Annotated in this window: 19 protein-coding genes and 1 tRNA gene; all 20 read left to right on the top strand. The window is 58.5% G+C overall.

Annotated elements, in window-relative coordinates; genetic code table 11:
• Positions 1-275: 275 nt before the first annotated feature.
• The 20 genes from HMPREF3171_RS10380 (at position 276) to HMPREF3171_RS10285 (ending at position 20,247) form a co-directional block, all read left to right on the top strand.
• Positions 276-347, top strand: a tRNA-Val gene (locus HMPREF3171_RS10380).
• Between the two features lie 185 nt (positions 348-532).
• Positions 533-1,132: a copper resistance CopC family protein gene (locus HMPREF3171_RS10375; RefSeq protein WP_070484860.1), complete on the top strand. Its 600-nt coding sequence runs from the start codon at positions 533-535 to the stop codon at positions 1,130-1,132.
• Positions 1,133-1,141: 9 nt separating this feature from the next.
• On the top strand, positions 1,142-1,798 hold the full coding sequence (locus HMPREF3171_RS10370) for a copper chaperone PCu(A)C (RefSeq protein WP_070484859.1): 657 nt from the start codon (positions 1,142-1,144) through the stop codon (positions 1,796-1,798).
• A gap of 14 nt (positions 1,799-1,812) precedes the next feature.
• On the top strand, positions 1,813-3,048 hold the full coding sequence (locus tag HMPREF3171_RS10365) for a Dyp-type peroxidase (protein WP_070484858.1): 1,236 nt from the start codon (positions 1,813-1,815) through the stop codon (positions 3,046-3,048).
• 110 nt (positions 3,049-3,158) lie between these two features.
• Positions 3,159-5,216: a threonine--tRNA ligase gene (gene thrS, locus HMPREF3171_RS10360; protein ID WP_070451320.1), complete on the top strand. Its 2,058-nt coding sequence runs from the start codon at positions 3,159-3,161 to the stop codon at positions 5,214-5,216.
• A complete protein-coding gene (locus HMPREF3171_RS10355) occupies positions 5,185-5,784 on the top strand; it encodes an ATP adenylyltransferase (protein ID WP_246815370.1) in 600 nt (199 codons plus the stop codon). The genes thrS and HMPREF3171_RS10355 overlap by 32 nt, the downstream gene beginning before the upstream one ends.
• Positions 5,777-6,412 carry a phosphatidylinositol phosphate synthase gene (gene pgsA / locus HMPREF3171_RS11945; protein WP_070423065.1) on the top strand — a complete coding sequence of 212 codons (636 nt, stop codon included), beginning with the start codon at positions 5,777-5,779 and terminating at the stop codon, positions 6,410-6,412. Before HMPREF3171_RS10355 ends, pgsA begins: the two co-directional genes overlap by 8 nt.
• A complete protein-coding gene (locus HMPREF3171_RS11940) occupies positions 6,413-7,351 on the top strand; it encodes a phosphatidylinositol mannoside acyltransferase (RefSeq protein WP_070484857.1) in 939 nt (312 codons plus the stop codon).
• Between the two features lie 3 nt (positions 7,352-7,354).
• On the top strand, positions 7,355-8,434 hold the full coding sequence (locus tag HMPREF3171_RS10340; protein WP_070484856.1) for a glycosyltransferase family 4 protein: 1,080 nt from the start codon (positions 7,355-7,357) through the stop codon (positions 8,432-8,434).
• A complete protein-coding gene (locus HMPREF3171_RS10335) occupies positions 8,431-8,898 on the top strand; it encodes a LemA family protein (RefSeq protein WP_224212653.1) in 468 nt (155 codons plus the stop codon). Before HMPREF3171_RS10340 ends, HMPREF3171_RS10335 begins: the two co-directional genes overlap by 4 nt.
• Before the next feature lie 70 nt (positions 8,899-8,968).
• A complete protein-coding gene (locus tag HMPREF3171_RS10330) occupies positions 8,969-9,721 on the top strand; it encodes a YebC/PmpR family DNA-binding transcriptional regulator (protein WP_070423069.1) in 753 nt (250 codons plus the stop codon).
• 94 nt (positions 9,722-9,815) lie between these two features.
• The gene (gene ruvC, locus HMPREF3171_RS10325; RefSeq protein ID WP_070451330.1) at positions 9,816-10,367 is read left to right on the top strand and encodes a crossover junction endodeoxyribonuclease RuvC; all 552 of its coding nucleotides are present in this window, start codon (positions 9,816-9,818) and stop codon (positions 10,365-10,367) included.
• On the top strand, positions 10,364-10,978 hold the full coding sequence (gene ruvA, locus HMPREF3171_RS10320) for a Holliday junction branch migration protein RuvA (protein WP_070484855.1): 615 nt from the start codon (positions 10,364-10,366) through the stop codon (positions 10,976-10,978). Before ruvC ends, ruvA begins: the two co-directional genes overlap by 4 nt.
• Before the next feature lie 11 nt (positions 10,979-10,989).
• Positions 10,990-12,066: a Holliday junction branch migration DNA helicase RuvB gene (gene ruvB, locus HMPREF3171_RS10315; protein WP_070423072.1), complete on the top strand. Its 1,077-nt coding sequence runs from the start codon at positions 10,990-10,992 to the stop codon at positions 12,064-12,066.
• A gap of 33 nt (positions 12,067-12,099) precedes the next feature.
• Positions 12,100-12,390 carry a preprotein translocase subunit YajC gene (locus tag HMPREF3171_RS10310; protein WP_070451334.1) on the top strand — a complete coding sequence of 97 codons (291 nt, stop codon included), beginning with the start codon at positions 12,100-12,102 and terminating at the stop codon, positions 12,388-12,390.
• Positions 12,391-12,545: 155 nt separating this feature from the next.
• A complete protein-coding gene (secD, locus tag HMPREF3171_RS10305; protein ID WP_070484854.1) occupies positions 12,546-14,489 on the top strand; it encodes a protein translocase subunit SecD in 1,944 nt (647 codons plus the stop codon).
• Between the two features lie 2 nt (positions 14,490-14,491).
• Positions 14,492-15,652: a protein translocase subunit SecF gene (gene secF / locus HMPREF3171_RS10300; RefSeq protein ID WP_070484853.1), complete on the top strand. Its 1,161-nt coding sequence runs from the start codon at positions 14,492-14,494 to the stop codon at positions 15,650-15,652.
• 33 nt (positions 15,653-15,685) lie between these two features.
• Positions 15,686-17,281, top strand: a complete 1,596-nt coding sequence (locus HMPREF3171_RS10295; protein ID WP_246815369.1) for an ABC transporter substrate-binding protein — start codon at positions 15,686-15,688, stop codon at positions 17,279-17,281.
• Positions 17,282-17,341: 60 nt separating this feature from the next.
• Positions 17,342-17,920 (top strand): adenine phosphoribosyltransferase, encoded by a 579-nt coding sequence (locus HMPREF3171_RS10290; RefSeq protein ID WP_070423077.1) that lies wholly within the window; start codon positions 17,342-17,344, stop codon positions 17,918-17,920.
• Positions 17,921-17,970: 50 nt separating this feature from the next.
• Positions 17,971-20,247: a RelA/SpoT family protein gene (locus HMPREF3171_RS10285; RefSeq protein ID WP_070484851.1), complete on the top strand. Its 2,277-nt coding sequence runs from the start codon at positions 17,971-17,973 to the stop codon at positions 20,245-20,247.
• The last annotated feature ends 8 nt before the right edge of the window (positions 20,248-20,255 follow it).

Genomic DNA, 20,255 nt, shown 5'->3' with positions numbered 1-20,255 from the left:
GATGCGCTACCAACTGCGCTACATCCGCATGCTCTCCGCGCTTACCGCGCTGATTGCGAGAACAAACCTTATCCTCATTCACCGCTTGTATCCAAATCGGCAGTTCACGGCACTTGGTGCGGGTTGGTTAATGAGGTTTCAGCGATGTAATTCTCGGGAGCCGCACGCGATTCAAGGTGTCAAACTAGGCAGGGGAAGGCTCTCTTGGGGGGAAAGTGGTTGTGGCCTGCGGATTCGTCCGTGGCGCTCCATCCGTGTAATCTAGCAACTCGTTCGGTCCTATGGCTCAGTGGAAGAGCGTTCCGTTCACACCGGAAAGGTCGCTGGTTCGATCCCAGCTAGGACCACAACGCAAACCGTCAGGAAACTGACGGTTTTTCTTTTTCTTCAGGCAGTCAGGGCGGGGGCCTGCGATTCCTAGCTGCCAATATTGGGGGTTTTGTGCCAGTGTGGGAACTATTCGGCCGTTTTAGGCGACTACTCATTTCGAGTGCGAAAATTACGCACTCAATAGTTTGAACAAGGAGACGAAATGCCCAAACCTGCACATTGCAGGCAAGTTGCACGAGTGGGCGGTATTGCTGCCGCGGCGTTGGCAACTGCTCTGGTTACCTCGGCTCCCGCGGTTGCGCATGACGTTGTTATCGGATCCAACCCCGAAAACAAGTCTGTGGTGCAGGACTTTCCTGAGCGGATCGAGCTGGAGTTTTCTGGCGAGCCCAAGGAAGGTTTCAATACCGTCGCCATCTCACGTACGGAGAATGGAAGCACGGATGTGCTGTTCACCGGCGAACCGGTAATTGAGGGCCGAAACGTCACACTCGACCTTCCGCCAGATCTGCAGCCGGAGGCCGGAGACTACAAAGTTGGCTTCCAAATCGTCTCGTCCGACGGACACGCAACTAAGGGCATGACCTCGTTTAGCTATCAGCCAGATGGCGCTGGCTCGCAATCGCAACAGAATTCGACCGCTACTAACGCTGCAGAAACGAATGAAAACTCAAGCGTTTCTGCTCTCTGGCTGCTTGCTCTTGGCGCCATCGTGCTTGCGGTCATCGCGGTGTTGGCCGTGACGAATCGTTCGAAGAAGAGCAAGACCATAACTGATGACGTGCGCAAAGGCGCGCAGTAAGGAAACATGATGAAGAATCGTTTGATGGCCACGGCAGTTGTCGCTGCTTTCGCTTTGACCCCGGCGCTGACCGCCTGCTCTAGCGACTCCAATGAGGCGGCAACCGACACAGCTACCTCGTCCGCTGCAACGTCGGCAAGTGAGACTGCCACGGATGCTGCCGCCACCTCGGACGTTGAACTCGTCGATGGCACTGTGCGTGCAAAGGCTGCCAAGGACGCAGAAAATGGCAGTGATATGACGGCGATCTTTGGCACCTTGAAAAATGGCACGGATGAAGACATCCACGTGATTGGCTTCACTACCTCGCTGGGTGAAGCCATGTACGAAATCCACGAGGTTGTGGATGGCGTCATGCAGGAGAAGGAGGGGGGCATCGTCATTCCGGCCGGTGGCACTTACGAGCTGAAGCCGGGCGGTGACCACTTCATGGTGATGGGCTACCCGGACGAGATTCCTGCTGGAGACACCGTTGATGTCACGCTGCTGACTGAGGGTGGCACCACCATTGATATTCCGGAAGTAGCCGTCCGTACCATGCTGCCGGGCGATGAGGACTACGGCGAGGATGGCCAGGTCATGGACCACAGCCAGCACAAGCACGGCGACGATGCAGCGCATGGCGAACACGCCGAGCACAGCGAAACCGCTGAGCACAAGCACTAGGAGGAGCGAATTCAATGGTTGAGCCACAGCGTGGCGGAGTTTCCCGCCGGGTGTTTCTGGCCGGTGCGGCTGGGGTGGCGGGGGTTGCGTCATCAAGCATGGCGCTCGTTGCGTGTAGCGGTGAGGATGATCGCGAAACTGCATCACGGGCACTTACCGAATCAACTATCGCATTCGATGGCGCTCATCAGGCAGGCATCCAAACGACTACACAAGCGAATCTCAACCTCGTTGGGTTCAACCTCAAGGACGGCGTGAAGGTTGATGGTCTTCGCCGTCTTATGCGGTTGTGGACGGAAGATGCGCGAGAGCTCGTCTCCGGCCGCAACCCTTTGTCAAGCCTTGAGCCAGAAATGGTAGACAAGCCGGCAAACCTTACAATCACATGCGGGCTAGGCGAGCGAATCTTTGACGTCGCCGCCCCCGAAAGTAAGCCGGCGTGGCTGCACGACATTGAGTCGATGCCACGGGAGAAACTCGTTCCAGAGTGGGGACAAACCGATATCGTTCTCCAGATCTGCTCGGATGACCCGATGGTGTGCGCATGGGTAATGCGCCACATGACCCGCGCAGGGATGGACTACGTAAAAACTGCGTGGGTGCAGCAAGGGTTCATGAACGCCTACGGCAATATTCCGAAAGGCCAAACCCCGCGCAACCTCTTCGGTCAAGTCGATGGAACCGTCAACCCACATTCGGACGATGAATTCGCGGAGCAGGTGTTTCACGAGGATGGCTCTTCCTCACTGGTAGTGCGCCGGATCGCGATGGATCTCGACGATTGGGAGCGGCTCGACCGGGCTTCACGCGAGGAGTCTGTCGGCCGCAGGTTGAGCGACGGTGCCCCGCTCACTGGCGACAGCGAATTCGACAAACCAGATCTCGATGCAATTGATGAATACGGTCTGCCCGTCATTGACAGGAACTCGCACATGGCGCGAGCAATGCCGCCGAAGGACCATCCGGAGCAGCGTTTCTTACGCAGACCGTACAACTACAACCTTCCGCCGGACCCGAACTCGAAAGGTCTCTCAAATGCAGGCTTGGTCTTTCTGACTTTCCAGAAGGACCCGGATATCCAGTTCACGCCGGTGCTTCGCCGTCTGCTGGAGATGGATCGCCTTAACGAATGGACGACTCACATTGGTTCCGCGGTGTACTGGGTGCCACCGGGCACTGTGGAGCCGGGTAGTGGTAACTCCGGTGATACGTACTGGGGCGAAGCCGTACTTTCCGGCACTCGGGGGTAGAATCCCTATCGACCGGCGTGCGTCTGCGCCGTCGGGACAGTGAACAGCACGATGGGGTTGCGTCCAGGTATGACGCAGCCCAATGACGCGCAAAGGAGCGCACGACACCTATGTCAAACGAAGCAGTAGTCGAGTTTGCAACGTTCGAGGTCCCCGCAGGCACCGCCGTGGGTGCAGCGATGCGGGAGTTGAACTTGCCAAACAAGGGCGACGACGCCGTCGTTTGCGTCTTGGATGCAGAGGGCGAACTCAAAGATCTTTCCCACGTGCCGGAGCAAACCGCCACGTTCACTCCTGTCCCGGCAAACACTGAGCTTGGTCGCTCGGTTATCCGCCACTCCTGTGCGCACGTACTTGCACAGGCTGTTCAGACGGAGTTCCCGGGAACCAAGCTGGGCATTGGCCCTGCGATTGAAGATGGCTTTTACTACGACTTTGATGTCGCCGAGCCGTTTACGCCTGAAGATCTGAAAACGCTTGAACGGCGTATGAAGAAGATCATCAAGCAAGGCCAGAAGTTTGTCCGCGGTGTCTACGCATCCGTGGAGGAAGCAGCCGAGGATCTCAAGGATGAGCCGTACAAGCTCGAACTGATCAACGACAAGGGCAACGTCGACCCAGATTCTGACGAAGCTACTGAAATCGGTGCAGGCGAGCTGACCCACTACGACAACGTCAATCCCCGCACGGGCGAGGTGGAGTGGCATGACCTGTGCCGTGGCCCGCACGTTCCAACGACGAAGTACATCCCGGCATTCGCACTGACCCGTTCGTCCGCTGCCTACTGGCGAGGCGACCAGGACAACGCTGGTCTGCAGCGTGTCTACGGCACGGCGTGGGAGTCGAAGGAAAAGCTCGACGAGTACATGACCATGCTCGAGGAGGCTGAGAAGCGCGATCACCGCCGTCTTGGCAATGAGCTGGATTTGTTCTCCTTCCCAGACGAGGTCGGTTCTGGTCTTCCGGTATTCCACCCGGACGGTGGCATCGTGCGTATGACCATGGAGCAGCACTCGCGTGAGCGTCACGTGGCAGCCGGCTACTCCTTCGTCAACACCCCGCACGTGACCAAGGGTGACCTTTTCAAGAAGTCTGGTCACCTGGATTGGTACGCGGACGGCATGTTCCCGCCGATGAAGCTCGACGGTGAGGTTGACGCTGACGGCAACGTGACTAAGCAGCCGGTGGACTACTACGCCAAGCCGATGAACTGCCCGATGCACAACCTGATCTTCGACTCTCGTGGTCGTTCCTACCGCGAACTTCCGCTGCGTTTGTTCGAGTTCGGCACGGTGTACCGCTACGAAAAGTCTGGTGTGGTGCACGGTCTGACTCGTGCTCGTGGCTTTACCCAGGATGATGCTCACATCTACTGCACTGAGGAGCAGCTGGAAGAAGAGCTCACCAGCGTTCTGGAGTTCATCATCTCGCTGCTGCAGGACTACGGTCTGGATGACTTCTACCTCGAACTGTCCACGAAGGACCCGAAGAAATACATTGGCGACGACGACATCTGGGAGCGTTCCACGAGCATTCTCGAGTCGGTGGCGAAGAAGTCTGGCCTTGAGCTGGTTCCGGACCCTGCCGGCGCCGCTTTCTATGGCCCGAAGATTTCGGTGCAGGCACGCGACGCCATCGGTCGCACCTGGCAGATGTCGACCGTCCAGTTGGACTTCAACCTTCCTGAGCGCTTTGACCTGACCTACACCGCCTCTGACGGTTCGAAGAAGCGTCCGGTGATGATCCACCGTGCACTCTTCGGCTCGATCGAGCGTTTCTTCGGCGTGCTGCTCGAGCACTACGCGGGTGCGTTCCCGGCATGGCTGGCGCCACACCAGGTTGTGGGTATTCCGGTTGCTGATGCGTTTGCCGACCACCTTGATGGGGTCGTCGCAAAGCTGCGCGAGCGCGGTATTCGTGCAGAGGTTGACCACTCGGACGACCGCATGCAGAAGAAGATCCGTACGCACACCACGAACAAGATCCCGTTCATGCTGCTTGCGGGTGAGCGTGACGTTGATGCCAACGCTGTGAGCTTCCGCTTCCTTGATGGCACGCAGATCAACGGCGTGAATGTCGATGAGGCAGTGGAGATCATCGCGGACTGGATCGCGGCGAAACGTAACGATCAGCCGAGTGAGGCAAACGTTGCAGCCCAGCGGCAGTAATCATGGCGAGGACCCCTACATCGATACCGGTGTAGGGGCTCCTGACCGTCTTGTACGTCTGTGGGCGCCCTACCGGTCGAGTTACATTGCGTCGGCGCCGAGATCGTCGAAAAGCAATGACCCGTTTCTAGAGATACCGAAACTCAGCGACGAAGACGGATTGATTATTGCCCGTGGCACGCGTGTATACGCGGTGTTGAACCTGTATCCGTACAACGCCGGACATCTCATGGTTGTGCCGTATCGCAAGGTCGCGGAGCTTGAGGCGCTTGACGACGAAGAAACAACCGAACTGATGGCGTTTGCCAAGCATGCGGTAAAGACGCTGAAGCACGTGTCGAGCCCAGAGGCAATTAACGTCGGCTTGAACCTGGGCAAGGCGTCCGGGGGGTCGGTTGGAGATCACCTGCATCTGCATGTGGTTCCGCGCTGGTCCGGTGACTCGAATTTTATGACTGTGCTTTCCGGAACCAAGGTTCTGCCGCAGCTCCTGCAGGAGACTCGCGAGCTGCTGGCGCAGGGGTGGCGCGAGGTCGAACAGGGCGAGGGGAGAAGCCACGATGCTTAGTGTGCATGGGCGTAAACCGGCAGCTGTTGTCGTGGAACCGGTGGCGAAGGGCTTGTTGAAAGCCGGCGTCACGCCGAACATGATCACTCTTGCCGGCACGATTGCCACGATGCTGGCGATGATGGTTCTCATCCCGACGGATCATCTCGTGTGGGCAGCGGTGTTGAGCACGATTTTTGCAGCGTGTGACATGGTGGACGGCACCATGGCGCGATTACGTGGTGGTGGGACGGCTTTCGGCGCAACACTAGACGCCAGTTGTGACCGTCTCACGGACGGCGCCCTGTTTGGGTCGATCGCTATGTGGATGGTCTACGTTGCGGACTTGTCTGCGGCCCATGTTGCAGCCTGCCTAGCTGTGTTGGTCCTCTCGCAGGCGATCAGCTACATCAAGGCTCGCGCAGAAGCCGGCGGCATCAGCGTCGTCGGCGGCCTCATTGAACGGCCAGAGCGTTTGATCCTTGCTTTGGGCGGGCTAGCGCTCGAGGGGTTTGGGGTGCCCAACGCTGTCGTGGTGTCAATTTGGCTTCTGTTAGCAGGGTCGCTGTTTACCGTGGCGCAGCGGCTGGTCTTCGCCGCGCGAGACGATCAGGCGAACGCGAAGATGGCGCCACCAGCAGGGGCGTAGATGAGCGGCATTGGAAAGCGTGTGTCTTCGGCGGGTTACATCGCCGGGTGGAAGATCGTCGGGGTGCTGCCGGAACGCATAACGCGTCCGTTAGCTGCTGCTGGTGCGGATTGGGTATCAAACGACGGCGCCGGAATGGACATGCTGCGCCGCAATCTCACACGCGTCGTCGGTGCAGAAAACGTCACCAAGGAGCTGGTGCGTGACAGCGTGCGTTCCTACGCAAGGTATTGGCTCGAAGCTTTCCAACTGCCTCGCATTGCGGATGATCCAAACTTGGATGAGCGACTCACTGCAGGTCTGGTTGGTAGGGAGTATTTGCAGGAGTCGATCGATGCTGGCAACGGGGTCGTACTGACTCTGCCGCATTCCGGGAATTGGGATATGGCGGGAATGTGGCTTGCAAAGCACTATGGAACGTTTACAACGGTTGCTGAGCGGCTCAGGCCTGAGAAGCTGTTTGATGCGTTCGTGGAGTATCGCGAAAGCCTGGGTTTCGAAGTACTTGCCCTCACCGGGGAGAAAACTCCTCCCTATGCAAGGCTCAAAGAGGTCCTCCAAGGCGGGGGCATCGTGTGTTTGATGGGAGAGCGCGACCTTGGGCGTCGAGGTGTGCCAGTGACATTTTTCGGCGAGGATACGACTTTTCCTGTAGGGCCAGCAAAGTTGGCATTGGAGACAGGCGCGGGCCTTCACACGGTGCATACGTGGTTTGCAGGTTCGCAGACGGATCCTGGCTGGGGGATGCGCGTTGCACCTGCGCTGAAAGTAACCACGCTTGAGCGAACGGTGCAGGCAATTGCAGACGAGTTCGCTGTCGCGATTGCCCACCACCCGCAGGATTGGCACATGCTGCAGCCGTTGTGGCCTGTCGATGTCCCGGTTCGCGGGAGGCGCTGGGCGCTCGACAATCGTTCAGTCATCTCAAGGGAGACCTAGCCGATGCGGGTTGGGCTAGTCTGCTCCTATTCTTTTGATGAACCTGGTGGGGTTCAAGCGCATGTCCTTGACTTGGCGGAGCGGTTGCGGGAAATGGGACATCACAGTGAAGTCCTTGGCCCTGCATCTGCCGATACCCCGTTGCCCGAGTGGGTAACTCGTGGCGGGCCAGCGGTTCCGATTCCTTACAACGGTTCTGTTGCGCGCTTGTCGTTTGGCCCGCGAGTAGTGAGGACGACTAAGCGATTCATCGAACTCGGCGATTTCGACGTGCTGCATATCCACGAGCCAAATTCGCCGGGCTACGCCATGGTTGCGAACCGAATAGCCGCGGGTCCGATCGTGGCTACCTATCACACCTCTGCGGAGAGCTCCTACGCGCTGAAAGTAGCACTGCCTGCGTTGCGAGCGAACTTGGAGAAGATTCGTGCCGGAATCGCAGTGAGCGAGTTGGCATGGCAGTGGCAGGCAGAACAGATTGGCACTGACCCTGTGATCATTCCGAACGGAGTTGACACGCGACGCTTCGCGCGGGCTCGTGGTGTGCGCAATGACTCTTCAGACGTGGAGGTTGTGTTCCTTGGGCGACTCGACGAGCCACGTAAAGGCCTCGATGTGTTTTTGGCTGCACTGGAGCGTCTTCCGCGCCTTCCTCAGGTGACGGTGATGGGCGGAGGTGCTGCACGCGAAATGGACGGGGTGCGTTTCGCTGGGAAGGTTACGGAGGATGAAAAGGTCGAGATTCTCGGCCGCGCCGACATTTTTGTTGCCCCGAACCTCGGCGGCGAGTCGTTTGGCATCATTCTGGTCGAAGCAATGGCGGCGGGGTGTGCCGTGGTAGCCAGCGATATCCCTGCTTTTGCCGCCGTTGGCTCTGACGCTGCGGCATTCTTCCCGCCGGGGGATCCCGATGCTTTGGCGCAGCAGTTGCAGCTGCTTATCGACGACGCCACTTACCGCAATGACTTGATTAACCGAGGCGCACGTCGGGCCAGGGGATTCGACTGGTCAGTGGTGGCGAACCGTATTTGCGCTGTGTATGAGGCTGTTTCCTACAACGAGAAGGTGAGGATTGAGCGGTGACATTTGGTGTCGTGCTTCTCGTCGTCGCGCTGATCTGCGTTGTCATTGTGGCTGCCTGGGCGTTTCACACTGCGCAGCGACTTCACCGATTGCATATTCGTTTGGATAGGTCCCGTGATGCGCTGCAGGCTGCTCTTGACCGCCGCTGCGCTGTAGTTGCGGCGCTGTTTCCGGAGCTCGCGAAGCAGGCTCACGAAACGGAGGCGCTTCGGTTCAGCTCGAAGGATCTTCGGCTGCGTCTTGGCGCTGAGGGGGATCTGATGCAGGTGGTCAGGGAGTCGTCGCAAAGCGGTGGCGACGTACCGGCTGAACTCCGTGATGCACATACCCGAGTAGAACTCGCCCGGCGGTTCTATAACGATGCGGTTGCGGATACGTTGGCGCTGCAGTTGCGACCTATGGTGCGGTTTTTCCGTCTTGGCGGTACTGCGGTAGTGCCGCAGTTTGCCACCGACGGCCAGTAACAGCGTATTTGTGCAGCTGGCGTATACTTGCGCTCTGTTAACCGTCAACAGAGGAATGAAGGGGTGCTCGATGGCAGGCCACTCAAAGTGGGCAACGACCAAGCACAAAAAAGCGGCGAACGATGCAAAGCGTTCCAAGCTCTGGGCGAAGATGATCAAGGATATCGAGGTCGCCGCCCGCACAGGCGGCGGTGACCCCGCTGCTAACCCGACCCTCGATGACATGATCCGCAAGGCGAAGAAGGCCTCGGTCCCCAACGACAATATCGAGCGCGCTCGCAAGCGTGGCTCCGGCGAGGAAGCCGGCGGATCCGACTGGGAAACTGTCATGTACGAGGGCTACGGCAACAACGGTGTTGCTGTGTTGATTGAGTGCTTGACCGACAACCGCAACCGTGCCGCAACCGAGGTACGTACCGCCATGACCAAGAACGGTGGCAACCTGGGCGAGTCCGGCTCTGTCGGTTACATGTTTGAGCGCACCGGTGTGGTCACGATCAAGAAGGGTGACCTCTCCGAAGATGACGTGCTGATGGCAGTGCTCGACGCTGGCGCTGAGGAAGTCAACGACCTCGGTGAGGAGTTCGAAATTACCTGCAAGCCGACTGACCTGCCTGCAGTGCGTGAGGCGCTGATCGGTGAAAGCATCGAGATTGAAGACGCTGGCCAGGAATTCCGTGCCGACGTTCAGGTCGATCTGGATCTCGAGGGCGCACAGAAGATGATGCGCCTGATCGACGCGTTGGAAGATTCCGACGACGTCCAGAATGTCTACACCAATATGACGATCTCTGACGAGGTTGCAGCGCAGCTCGACGCATAACACTTCGTCGTGAACCGGCGCGCCCTCTTTGAGAGGCGCGCCTTTTTCGCACGTTGTGGTAGAACATATGTGTCATGAGCGAAGGAGTGGTTGCGTGAACCTCGAAGGACTACGGGTGATGGGCATTGATCCCGGTCTGACGCGTTGTGGCTTGTCTGTTGTGCAGGCAGGTCGTGGCCGCCAGATCATTCCCGTAGCAGTTGGCGTCGTGCGAACTCCCTCAACAGCGGAGCTTGCGGAGCGCCTGCTCAGAATCTCTCGGGCGGTGGGCGAGTGGATGGATGATTACCAGCCCGATGTTGTTGCTATGGAACGTATCTTTGAACGTGGCAACGTCTCCACGGTGATGCACACAGCGCACGCTGTCGGTGTCATGGTCTTAGCCGCTGCGGAGCGTGACATCCCGGTGCACATGTACACCCCTTCAGAGGTAAAGAAAGCAATATCTGGCAACGGGCGTGCGGACAAGAAGCAAATGACCACTATGGTCACGCGCATTCTTGGTTTGAGTGAGGCGCCGAAACCAGCAGATGCTGCTGATGCGCTGGCCATTGCAGTCTGTCACTGCTGGCGCGCGCCACTTATCGCTCGAACGCAACATCTCCAACAACTTCAACACCCCAATACGAAGGCGGCAGTGCAATGATTGATTCTCTCAACGGTGAGGTGCTCACTATTGGTCTCGACCATGCGGTCATTGAGTGTTCTGGGGTGGGCTATAGGTTTCTTGCTACACCGCAAACGCTTGGCGGTCTTGTGCGTGGTGAAACGCATCGAGTGATGACCTCGATGGTGGTCAAAGATGACGGCGTCACCTTGTATGGCTTTGGCGACAATGAATCGCGCGAGATGTTCCATAAGTTGCAGACCGTGACTGGCTTGGGGCCGAAGTTGGCTATTGCCGCGTTGTCTGTTTTTGAGCCTGGCGAGCTTTCGACGCATATTGCAAACGGTGACGCGAAGAAGGTTCAAACGATCCCCGGCGTGGGCAAGAAAATGGCCGAGCGCATGATCCTCGAGCTCAAGGACAAAGTTGAAGCGATGTTGCCGGCGCAGTCACCAAACGGTGTGGGGGCTGGTACAGCAGCAAATCCAGCCACCACTTACGCCTCGGAACAGGTTGTGGAAGCGCTGGTCGGACTCGGATTCCCAGAGCGTACGGCACAGTCGGTCGTAGATCAGCTGACAACAGACCAGCCGGATCTCGACGCTTCTGCGTTGTTGCGTCAAGCGCTGACGCATTTGGGCAAGAAGTAGGCTAATGCGCAATGTCTGATGTGGAAAAGACCGAGTTCCAGCTCCCTGAAGGTTTTTCAGCGAAAGCACCGTCGCCTGTCGACGCCAACGTGCAGGCCGACGAACACGATATTGAGCGTTCGTTGCGTCCGAAGTCCATTCAGGAATTCATCGGCCAACCCAAGGTACGAGAACAACTCAGTCTTGTGCTTACGGGCGCCCGAAATCGTGGTGTGACGCCGGATCATATCTTGCTGTCTGGTCCGCCTGGACTGGGCAAGACCACAATGGCAATGATCGTCGCACAGGAATTAGGCACGTCGTTGCGCATGACCTCAGGGCCTGCTCTTGAACGGGCAGGCGACTTGGCGGCGATGTTGTCTAACTTGATGGAGGGTGATGTGCTCTTCATCGACGAGATTCACCGCATCGCACGGCCGGCTGAGGAAATGCTCTATATGGCCATGGAGGATTTCCGTATCGACGTCATTGTTGGCAAGGGCCCGGGCGCGACATCGATTCCGCTAGAGATTCCTCCGTTTACCCTCGTCGGGGCAACCACGAGGGCAGGTATGCTCACCGGCCCGTTGCGTGACCGCTTTGGGTTTACAGCTCAAATGGAGTTTTACGATGTCGACGACCTCACCAAGGTTGTTAGTCGTGCAGCGAATATCCTTGGGGTGCAGATTGATACTGATGCTGCGGTTGAGATCGCCTCGCGTTCGCGTGGAACCCCGCGAATTGCGAATCGCCTCCTGCGTCGTGTGCGCGACTGGGCTGAGGTGCATGGCGATGGCAGGGTAAACCTGGATGCCGCACGAAGTGCGCTCGAAGTGTTCGATGTCGACGAGCTAGGGCTAGATCGCCTCGACCGTGCTGTGCTTGGCGCCCTGATTAGGGGACATGGCGGTGGACCGGTAGGTGTAGGGACCCTTGCGATCGCGGTTGGCGAGGAATCCGGCACTATCGAAGAGGTCTGTGAGCCTTATCTGGTGCGCGCGGGACTGATGTCGCGAACAGGCCGGGGCAGGGTTGCTACTGCCGCCGCGTGGGAGCACTTGGGTTTGCAGGCACCTCCCGAAGCGCCTGGGCAGATGCCGCTCTACTAAGCCCACGATTGTGTTGTGCAATGATGGTTTCTCATGGAACCAATTTTGCTCATTGTCATTCTGGCCTTGTTCTTGCTGCCTTCCATCCTCATGATGCGTGGCCAGAAGAAGCGTCAGGCTCAGATTGAACAACTGCGTCAGTCGATTCAGCCTGGCGATCAGATTGTCAACGTTGCAGGCTTCCACGCCACGGTCGTGGAGCACAATGGCGAGACCATGCTTGTGGAGCTTGCCCCGGGTGTAGCCGTGACGATGGATACGGCTGGTGTGATGCGCAAGATTGAGCCTGTGGCACCTGTCGACACAAATGAGGTACCCAACTAAGTTTTTCTGGCCTGATGGCGTAGCATATTTGCGTTGTGCCATCACCGGCTCGCGCGATTGTTTGTGTCCACCGCACCTTGAAAGATGCTGCTGGATCGGCGTGTGCGCCGGTGTAAGGCGGAAAACCCGAGCCTGAACAAAGAGGAGTCTGCTCAGTGTCTACACGCACTCGGCGATCCGGCGAGGCGAAGTCGAAGCGGCAGTGGCCCGCGAAGGCGCTTGCCCTATTCGCTCTCATCGTCATCGGCGTCTACGCCCTTGTATTTTTTACCGGCACGAAGAGTGCTACCCCGAAGCTAGGTATTGACTTGCAGGGCGGTACTCGTGTGACACTGGTGCCGCAGGGTGAAGAGCCTACGTCAGAACAGCTCCAGGATGCTCGTCGGATTCTGGAGAACCGTGTCAACGGCATGGGCGTCTCGGGCGCATCGGTCGTCGTCGATGGCAACACCATCGTGATCGAAGCAGCCGGTGACGATACCTCGGAGATCCGTAACATCGGACAGACCTCCCAGCTGTTCTTCCGACCTGTGCTTGACCCTCCGGCTGCAAACCCAGCTGAAGCAGATAAAGCCATCTTGGATATGGCGAACGAGTGGGTAAAGTACGGCATCTTCACGCCCGAAGAGGGCCAGTCACTGCTGAAACAGTTCGCGGCTCGCAAGGAGCAGGCTGAGAAACAAGCCGAGGAGCAGGCCAAAGCTGCTGAGTCAGGCGATGCAAACAACCCAGAGGTTGGCAAGGACGTCGCGCCAAGCGAGGAAGAAGCGCCAGCAGAGCCGAAGAACGTCCCACAGATTTCCGCTGAACCACTGCCGGAACCGAACGGTCCGGTTGAGGCCGCTGAGCGCCGCCAGGAAACAACCGAAATGCTGCGGAAGACCCGCCAGTCGACTGACCCGACTCAGCAGTACGCTGCGTTGACGTTGATGTCCGCACGCTGCTTCGGCCAGGCAACCGACCCGCTCGCTGGCTCGGATAAGCAAGATCTTCCGCTAGTCGCTTGTGACCCGTCGACCGGTCAGGCGATGTTGCTTGACGAGGTCCCCCTGCTGAGCGGTGTAACAGATCCGGAAGGGCCCCGCCTGACCGGCGAGCAGATTGATACCAGCCGCGCGATTACCGGCGGATACAACCCGCAGTCGGGACAGATGGAGATCAGCTTCGCCTTCAACCAGGCTGGTGATGTCAACGGTTCCGCTACCTGGGCGAAACTCACCAGTGAGATGCTGCAGAAGCAGATCGCAATCACACTTGACTCCCAGGTGATCTCCGCGCCAGTTATCCAGGGCGCAACCCCAGTCGGTTCCGCAACCTCGATCACGGGTCAGTTCACTCAGGAGGAAGCTGAGGGTCTCGCGAACAACCTGCGATACGGCGCGCTGCCGCTGTCGTTCGCCGGTGAAAACGGTGAGCCAGGCGGAACTGCGATGACGGTTCCCCCTTCACTCGGTCAGGCCTCCTTGAAGGCTGGCCTGTATGCGGGGCTGGTGGGTCTTGCCATGGTGGCGATCTTCGTTTTCGCCTACTACCGCCTCTTCGGCTTCATCTCGTTGGTCACCCTGGCAGCAGCGGGTTTGCTTGTCTACGGCATGCTCGTGTTGCTCGGTCGCTGGATTGGATACTCGCTCGACCTGTCGGGCATCGCTGGTCTGGTCATCGGTATCGGTACGACCGCAGACTCGTTCATCGTGATTTATGAGCGCATCAAGGACCAGGTACGCCACGGCAAGACATTCCGTTCGGCGACCGCGTCCGGTTGGGAACGGGCCAAGGAGACGGTCATCACAGGCAACATGGTGACTCTGATTGGTGCGGTCATCATCTACTTCCTGGCAGTTGGCGATGTCAAGGGCTTCGCCTTCACCATGGGTCTGACAACCATCTTCGACCTGTTGGTCACCTTCCTGGTCACTGCGCCGCTTCTGGTGCTCGCATCTCGCAGCAATTTCTGGTCGAAGCCGTCTGTCAACGGTATGGGTGCCGCATTCCGCACCGCAGAAGAACGCCGCGCTGCAGGTGATCTTGAGGAGGGCGACGGCGTCGTCGTCAAGCAACAAGCTTCCGTGGAAGCATCCGCCGCGAATGAGGAGGCCTAATCATGTCGAGCACTGTAGCTACGACCGAAACCCCCACGACGAAGCGCGGCTTTGCACGTCGCGACCGTGAATCGCTGTATGACGGCTCCGGCGGCCTCGACTTCGTTGGGCACCGCAAGACCTGGTACAGCATCACCCTCGGACTTATGGTGGTCGCGATCCTGGCGATGTTCATTCGTGGCTTCAACATGGGTATCGACTTCGAGGGCGGCACCAAGCTGACGATGCCTGCCGGCGATTTGGTCGCGACCGAGGTCGAGGAAACCTTCGTCGAGGCCACCGGTGTGACACCTGAGCTCACCCAGATCGTTGGCGCTGGCGACGCCCGCACGCTGGAGATCAACTCTGCCCATCTTTCGCAGGAGCAGATCGATGCCGCGCGTCAGGCTATTTTCGATACCTACCACCCACAGGATCACAACGGTGAGCCGAGCGCTGACGCTATCGGTGACTCCACCGTGTCGGAGTCGTGGGGTTCCACGATTACGAACCGCATGCTCCTGGCTATGGTCGTGTTCCTTTTGGCAGCGTCCGTGTATGTCGCGGTGCGTTTGCAGCGCGCGATGGCGCTGGCTGCCATGGGGGCGCTGTTGGTTGATGCCATCCTCATCATGGGTATCTACGCATTGTTCGCCCTTGAGATCACCCCAGCGATGATCATTGGTTTCCTGACTGTGTTGACGTTCTCGCTTTACGACACGGTGATTGTGTTTGACAAGGTCAAGGAGAACACGTCGGGAGTGCTTGATTCTCGACGATCCACCTACGCGGAAGAGGCCAACCTCGCGGTCAACCAGACCGTAATGCGTTCGATTTCCACCTCGGTTATTTCTGCGCTGCCGATCATCGCACTGATGATTGTCGCGGTATGGATGCTGGGTGTGGGTACTTTGAAGGACCTTGCGCTCATCCAGCTCATTGGCGTCATTCAAGGCGTGATCTCCTCGTTGTTCTTGGCCACCCCGATGTTGGTCAGCCTGGTAAACCGCCGTCAGGAGCACAAGGACCACAATGCTGCGGTTGAGGCATTCCGTAGCCGTGGCCAGGTCGAAGAAGTTGAAGAGGAACCGGTCGAAGAGAAGAAGCGCCACGTGGCTACTCCGATTCGACCTGTGGAAGACACGGGTGCATCTTCGACAAGCACCTGGCGTCCGAACGCGTAAGAAAGCGGCTGAAAACTAGTGGTGCGTGGACTCATGAGACCGAAAATGGTGATTGGCAGCAAGGTTGCGGCTGTGTTGGCCGCAACGGCGCTGGTGCTTTCCGGGTGCGCATCTTCAGACAACGACGATGATGAGTCCACGAAACTTTTCGGTTACCAGGTAACAAGCAACCTGCGCACCACAAACGCTGGATCCCTCGAAGGATCGACAGACTTAGCGCAATCGTTGTCCGGTCGCCTGTACCCCGGGGTGTATGTTCCTGGTCCAAGCGGACAGTTGATCCCCAACACTGACCTTGTAAAAACCCAGGTGCTGCCGGGGGATCAGCGCAAGGTGATTTACACCTTGTCGGAAGCGGCAGTGTTTTCGGACGGCACTCCCGTCACCTGCGCTGACTATCTTTTGACGTTTGCTGCCGGACAATACCCGGCGACGTTCGGTTCGAATATGCCTTTGTTCGGCGACACGGACTCGCTGTCGTGCACACCCGGATCGAAAGAGTTCACTGTGACCTTCAAGGAAGGCCGTGGTGCACGCTGGCGTGGTCTTTTTGAACCAGGCACGGTCCTTCCCGCACATGCTGTTGCTGCAAAGACCAATCGATCTGTCGAGGACCTCGTCGCTGATCTACTCTCGGATGATCTGGAGCGACTCAAACCAATCGCGCAGGTGTGGCGCCACGGGTTTGACCTCAAAGAGTTCGATCCTGAACTCCAAGTCTCGTTTGGCCCGTTCAAGGTTGCGGAGGTAGGAGAAAAGGGCCAGGTTCGGCTCGTCGCTAATGAGCATTACTACGGGGACGCTCCGCAGACAGCAGCAATGGTGGTGTGGCCTGGTTCCGTAGATTCTGCGGAGCTAGCAGCATCCAAGGCGATGAAGATCGGCGACCTGCGGCAGTTGCAACCACAGTGGTACGACGAGGACGCAGAAGGCAATCGACTGGATGTGAAAACCACCATCGGTGAGCTCACCGAGATGTTGACCCTGCCGGAGGTTGGTTTTTGGGCGGATCCGGAGAACCGGAAGGCACTTGCACGTTGCATCGATCCTCGCGCTGTTGCCGCCGCTTCAAGTGAGAAGGCGGGGGTTGAAGTGCCAGTTGCACCGTTGCATGTCATTCAGCACACCGACCCGTTGGCTCAGCGTATGGCAGATATCGCTGCGCCGCTTTTGGACGTGAATATCCAGGAAGCTTCCGCACTTCGGGGTTCCACGTTGCGTATCGGTTACGTGTATCCGGACGAGCGTTGGGCCGCGATGGTGGAATCGATGCGCCACACCTGCGAGCCAGCAGGAATTACGATCATCGACGTCACAGGCGAGGGGAAGACGCTCGCTGACCTGCCTCACGCGGAGTACGACGAGTGGCGCAACGAATCCGTGCATGACGGCGAAGCCGACGCTATCTTGCGAGTCGTTGACCCGATGAGCGAGTACCCAGCGGCCAACAATCGCGCCCAGGATCTGGGGGCGTTGCGTGCCCAGGAGGGGCATCTGTGGAAGACGCTGCCATCGATTCCGCTGGCCGCACAACCCCGAACCTTTGTCGTCGATAATGCAGTGCGCAACGTGGTGCCGTATACAGGACTTTCCGGCATTGGCTGGAACATGGACCGATGGTTCAACTGACCAAACTCAATTCCCGACCCTAAAAACCCGATAAACCTGACCAGGAGACGATCCGAAATCATGTCGCCCACCCCGTCGATCAGCCCGCATGGCGGTCAGCCTTACGCTTCCGCTCTTGAGGCACTGCAGGACAAGATTCGCCGCGTTCCGGATTTTCCGGAGCCGGGAGTGCTGTTCGAGGACCTGACTCCGGTGCTTGCCGACCCAGCCGCGCTCAACGTGGTCATTGCAGAGATGGCCGAGGCGAGCAAGGAGCTCGGCGCCGATCTCGTCGGCGGTCTTGATGCCCGAGGGTTTTTGCTCGGCTCCGCTGTGGCGTACGAGATGGGCACCGGCATCCTTGCGATTCGCAAGAAGGGCAAGTTGCCGCCACCGGTGATTACCCAGGAGTACACCACGGAGTACAGCTCCGCTGCGCTGGAGATCCCCGCTAATGGGGTGGATATCTCTGGCAAGAGCATTGTGCTTGTCGACGACGTCCTGGCTACCGGCGGGACGTTGATCGCGGCGCGCGACTTGATTGAGCGCGCCGGCGGGCGAGTTGCCGGCTACGTCGTCGTCTTGGAAGTCCCGGGACTTGGAGGGCGCGAGCGACTCGACGGCGCTCCGCTTGTGGTTTTGGGGAAAGAAGAGAACTAGCCGAGTAGTATCACAGACTTAGTACCTGCTGACAGTGGAGGAGTCCTGACATGACAGATAAACCAGTCAAACGGTCGGGCCCGACCGTGCGCAGTGTCTCCGCCAGGTTGGCCCGCTCTCTTACGGGAGGTGGGCGTCCGCGAACGAACCCAGTGCTCGATCCGCTGTTGTCGATTCACCACAAGTATCACCCGAAGGCTGACGTAGAGCAGCTCGGATTTGCATACGAAACGGCAGAGCGGTTGCACGAGGGTGTATTCCGCAAGTCAGGTGATCCCTACATCACCCACCCGCTCGCCGTCGCAACGATTTGTGCCGAGATTGGTATGGATACCACCACGCTGGTGGCGGCTCTGCTCCATGACACGGTAGAGGACACCGACTACTCACTTGATGAGCTCACCCGTGATTTTGGCCCTGAAGTGGCCAAACTTGTCAATGGCGTGACCAAACTGGACAAGGTCGCGCTCGGCGCCGCCGCAGAAGCGGAAACGATCCGCAAAATGATCGTTGCTATGTCCGAGGATCCTCGCGTACTGGTGATTAAGGTCGCGGACCGATTGCACAACATGCGCACAATGCGTTTCTTGCCGCCGGAGAAGCAGGCGAAGAAGGCACAGGAGACGCTCGACGTCATCGCACCGTTGGCGCACCGCTTGGGTATGGCAACGGTGAAGTGGGAGCTAGAAGATCTCGCGTTCGCTATTTTGCAGCCGAAGAAGTACGAGGAAATCGTACGTCTTGTGGCGGATCACGCTCCGTCACGCGACCGTGCCCTGCGCGAGATCACTACCGATCTGCAGCGCGAGCTGAGCACGAATGGCATCCAGGCTGAGGTCATGGGCCGTCCGAAGCACTACTGGTCGATCTATCAGAAGATGGCTGTGCGCGGTCACGACTTCGCGGAGATCTTCGATCTGGTCGGTATCCGTGTTCTGGTGGATACGGTGTATGACTGCTACGCCGCTGTTGGTGTGGTCCACTCGCTGTATTCGCCGATGCCGGGCAGGTTCAAGGACTACATTTCCAACCCGCGTTTCGGTGTCTACCAGTCGCTGCATACGACGGTGATGACGACGACCGGTCGCCCCCTTGAAGTGCAGGTGCGTACACACGAGATGCACTACAACGCCGAATACGGTGTGGCTGCCCACTGGCGTTACAAAGAGACGAAGGGCTCCCACAAGGGCGATCAGGCCGAGGTCGACCAGATGGCGTGGATGCGTCAGTTGCTTGACTGGCAGAAGGAAGCCGCGGACCCGAATGAGTTTTTGGACTCGTTGCGTTACGACCTGACAAGCCAGCAGATTTTCGCGTTCACTCCGAAGGGCGATGTAGTGGATTTGCCGGCAGGCTCTACTCCGGTCGATTTCGCCTACGCCGTGCACACTGAAGTTGGCCACCGCTGCATTGGTGCGAAGGTTAACGGCAAGTTGGTCACCCTAGAAACCGAGCTGAAGTCCGGCGACAGGGTAGAGATTTTCACTTCAAAGGATCAAAACGCTGGGCCAACGCGCGATTGGCAGGACTTTGTTGTCTCCCCGCGCGCGAAGGCGAAGATTCGACAGTGGTTTGCCAAGGAACGTCGCGAGGAGCAGCTCGACGCGGGTCGCGATGCCCTGGCTGCTGAGGTGCAGCGTGGCGGGCTGCCGTTGCACAGGCTGTTTACCAACGAGTCGATGCGCCAGGTAGCAACGCGTTTGCACTACCAGGACGTTGATGCGCTGTATACGGCTATCGGCGCGGGAACAGTGTCTGCAGCGCACGTCGCGCACTTGCTCATGGACATGTTCGGCGGCGACGATGACGCCGTAGACGCCCTCACAGCGCGTACCCCTGTTTCTGCACTTGTTCGCCCGCAAACAACCGGCGACGGCCCTGCGATCCTGGTTGAGGGCAGCCCGGATGTGATGGCGAAGTTGGCGAAATGCTGCCAACCCGTCCCCGGCGATGCCATCTTCGGGTTTGTCACCCGTGGTGGGGGAGTTTCCGTGCACCGGACTGACTGCACGAACGCGACCAAACTTAACAACGAGCCAGAGCGTCTCGTCGAAGTGTCATGGTCCGCCCCCGGTGGCACCAAGAGTGCGTCACGCGCGACGATTCAGCTGGAAGCACTCGACCGCAATGGTCTGCTTACCGAGACCACCGGGGTGCTCTCCGAGGCGAAACTCCCAATCCTCGCGATGTCGTCTCAAGCAGGGGAGGACCGAGTGGCGACGATCCGACTGACCATTGAGGTGTCAGACATCAAACAACTCGGCTCGATCATGAACCAGATTCGCAACATTGAAGGTGTGTTCGACGTCTACAGAGTGACTGCGTAACAGTAAGG

The sequence above is a fragment of the Corynebacterium sp. HMSC08F01 genome (assembly GCF_001807545.1).
Taxonomy (GTDB): Bacteria; Actinomycetota; Actinomycetes; order Mycobacteriales; family Mycobacteriaceae; genus Corynebacterium; species Corynebacterium coyleae.
The sequence above is the reverse complement of the archived record's forward strand: the minus strand, read 5'-3'. Positions and strand labels throughout refer to the sequence as shown.

Coding starts and splice junctions, on each gene's coding strand:
- HMPREF3171_RS10375 (WP_070484860.1), top strand. CDS start 533: ATGCCCAAACCTGCACATTGCAGGCAAGTTGCACGAGTGGGCGGTATT.
- HMPREF3171_RS10370 (WP_070484859.1), top strand. CDS start 1,142: ATGAAGAATCGTTTGATGGCCACGGCAGTTGTCGCTGCTTTCGCTTTG.
- HMPREF3171_RS10365 (WP_070484858.1), top strand. CDS start 1,813: ATGGTTGAGCCACAGCGTGGCGGAGTTTCCCGCCGGGTGTTTCTGGCC.
- thrS (WP_070451320.1), top strand. CDS start 3,159: ATGTCAAACGAAGCAGTAGTCGAGTTTGCAACGTTCGAGGTCCCCGCA.
- pgsA (WP_070423065.1), top strand. CDS start 5,777: ATGCTTAGTGTGCATGGGCGTAAACCGGCAGCTGTTGTCGTGGAACCG.
- HMPREF3171_RS11940 (WP_070484857.1), top strand. CDS start 6,413: ATGAGCGGCATTGGAAAGCGTGTGTCTTCGGCGGGTTACATCGCCGGG.
- HMPREF3171_RS10340 (WP_070484856.1), top strand. CDS start 7,355: ATGCGGGTTGGGCTAGTCTGCTCCTATTCTTTTGATGAACCTGGTGGG.
- HMPREF3171_RS10330 (WP_070423069.1), top strand. CDS start 8,969: ATGGCAGGCCACTCAAAGTGGGCAACGACCAAGCACAAAAAAGCGGCG.
- ruvA (WP_070484855.1), top strand. CDS start 10,364: ATGATTGATTCTCTCAACGGTGAGGTGCTCACTATTGGTCTCGACCAT.
- ruvB (WP_070423072.1), top strand. CDS start 10,990: ATGTCTGATGTGGAAAAGACCGAGTTCCAGCTCCCTGAAGGTTTTTCA.
- HMPREF3171_RS10310 (WP_070451334.1), top strand. CDS start 12,100: ATGGAACCAATTTTGCTCATTGTCATTCTGGCCTTGTTCTTGCTGCCT.
- secF (WP_070484853.1), top strand. CDS start 14,492: ATGTCGAGCACTGTAGCTACGACCGAAACCCCCACGACGAAGCGCGGC.
- HMPREF3171_RS10295 (WP_246815369.1), top strand. CDS start 15,686: ATGAGACCGAAAATGGTGATTGGCAGCAAGGTTGCGGCTGTGTTGGCC.
- HMPREF3171_RS10290 (WP_070423077.1), top strand. CDS start 17,342: ATGTCGCCCACCCCGTCGATCAGCCCGCATGGCGGTCAGCCTTACGCT.
- HMPREF3171_RS10285 (WP_070484851.1), top strand. CDS start 17,971: ATGACAGATAAACCAGTCAAACGGTCGGGCCCGACCGTGCGCAGTGTC.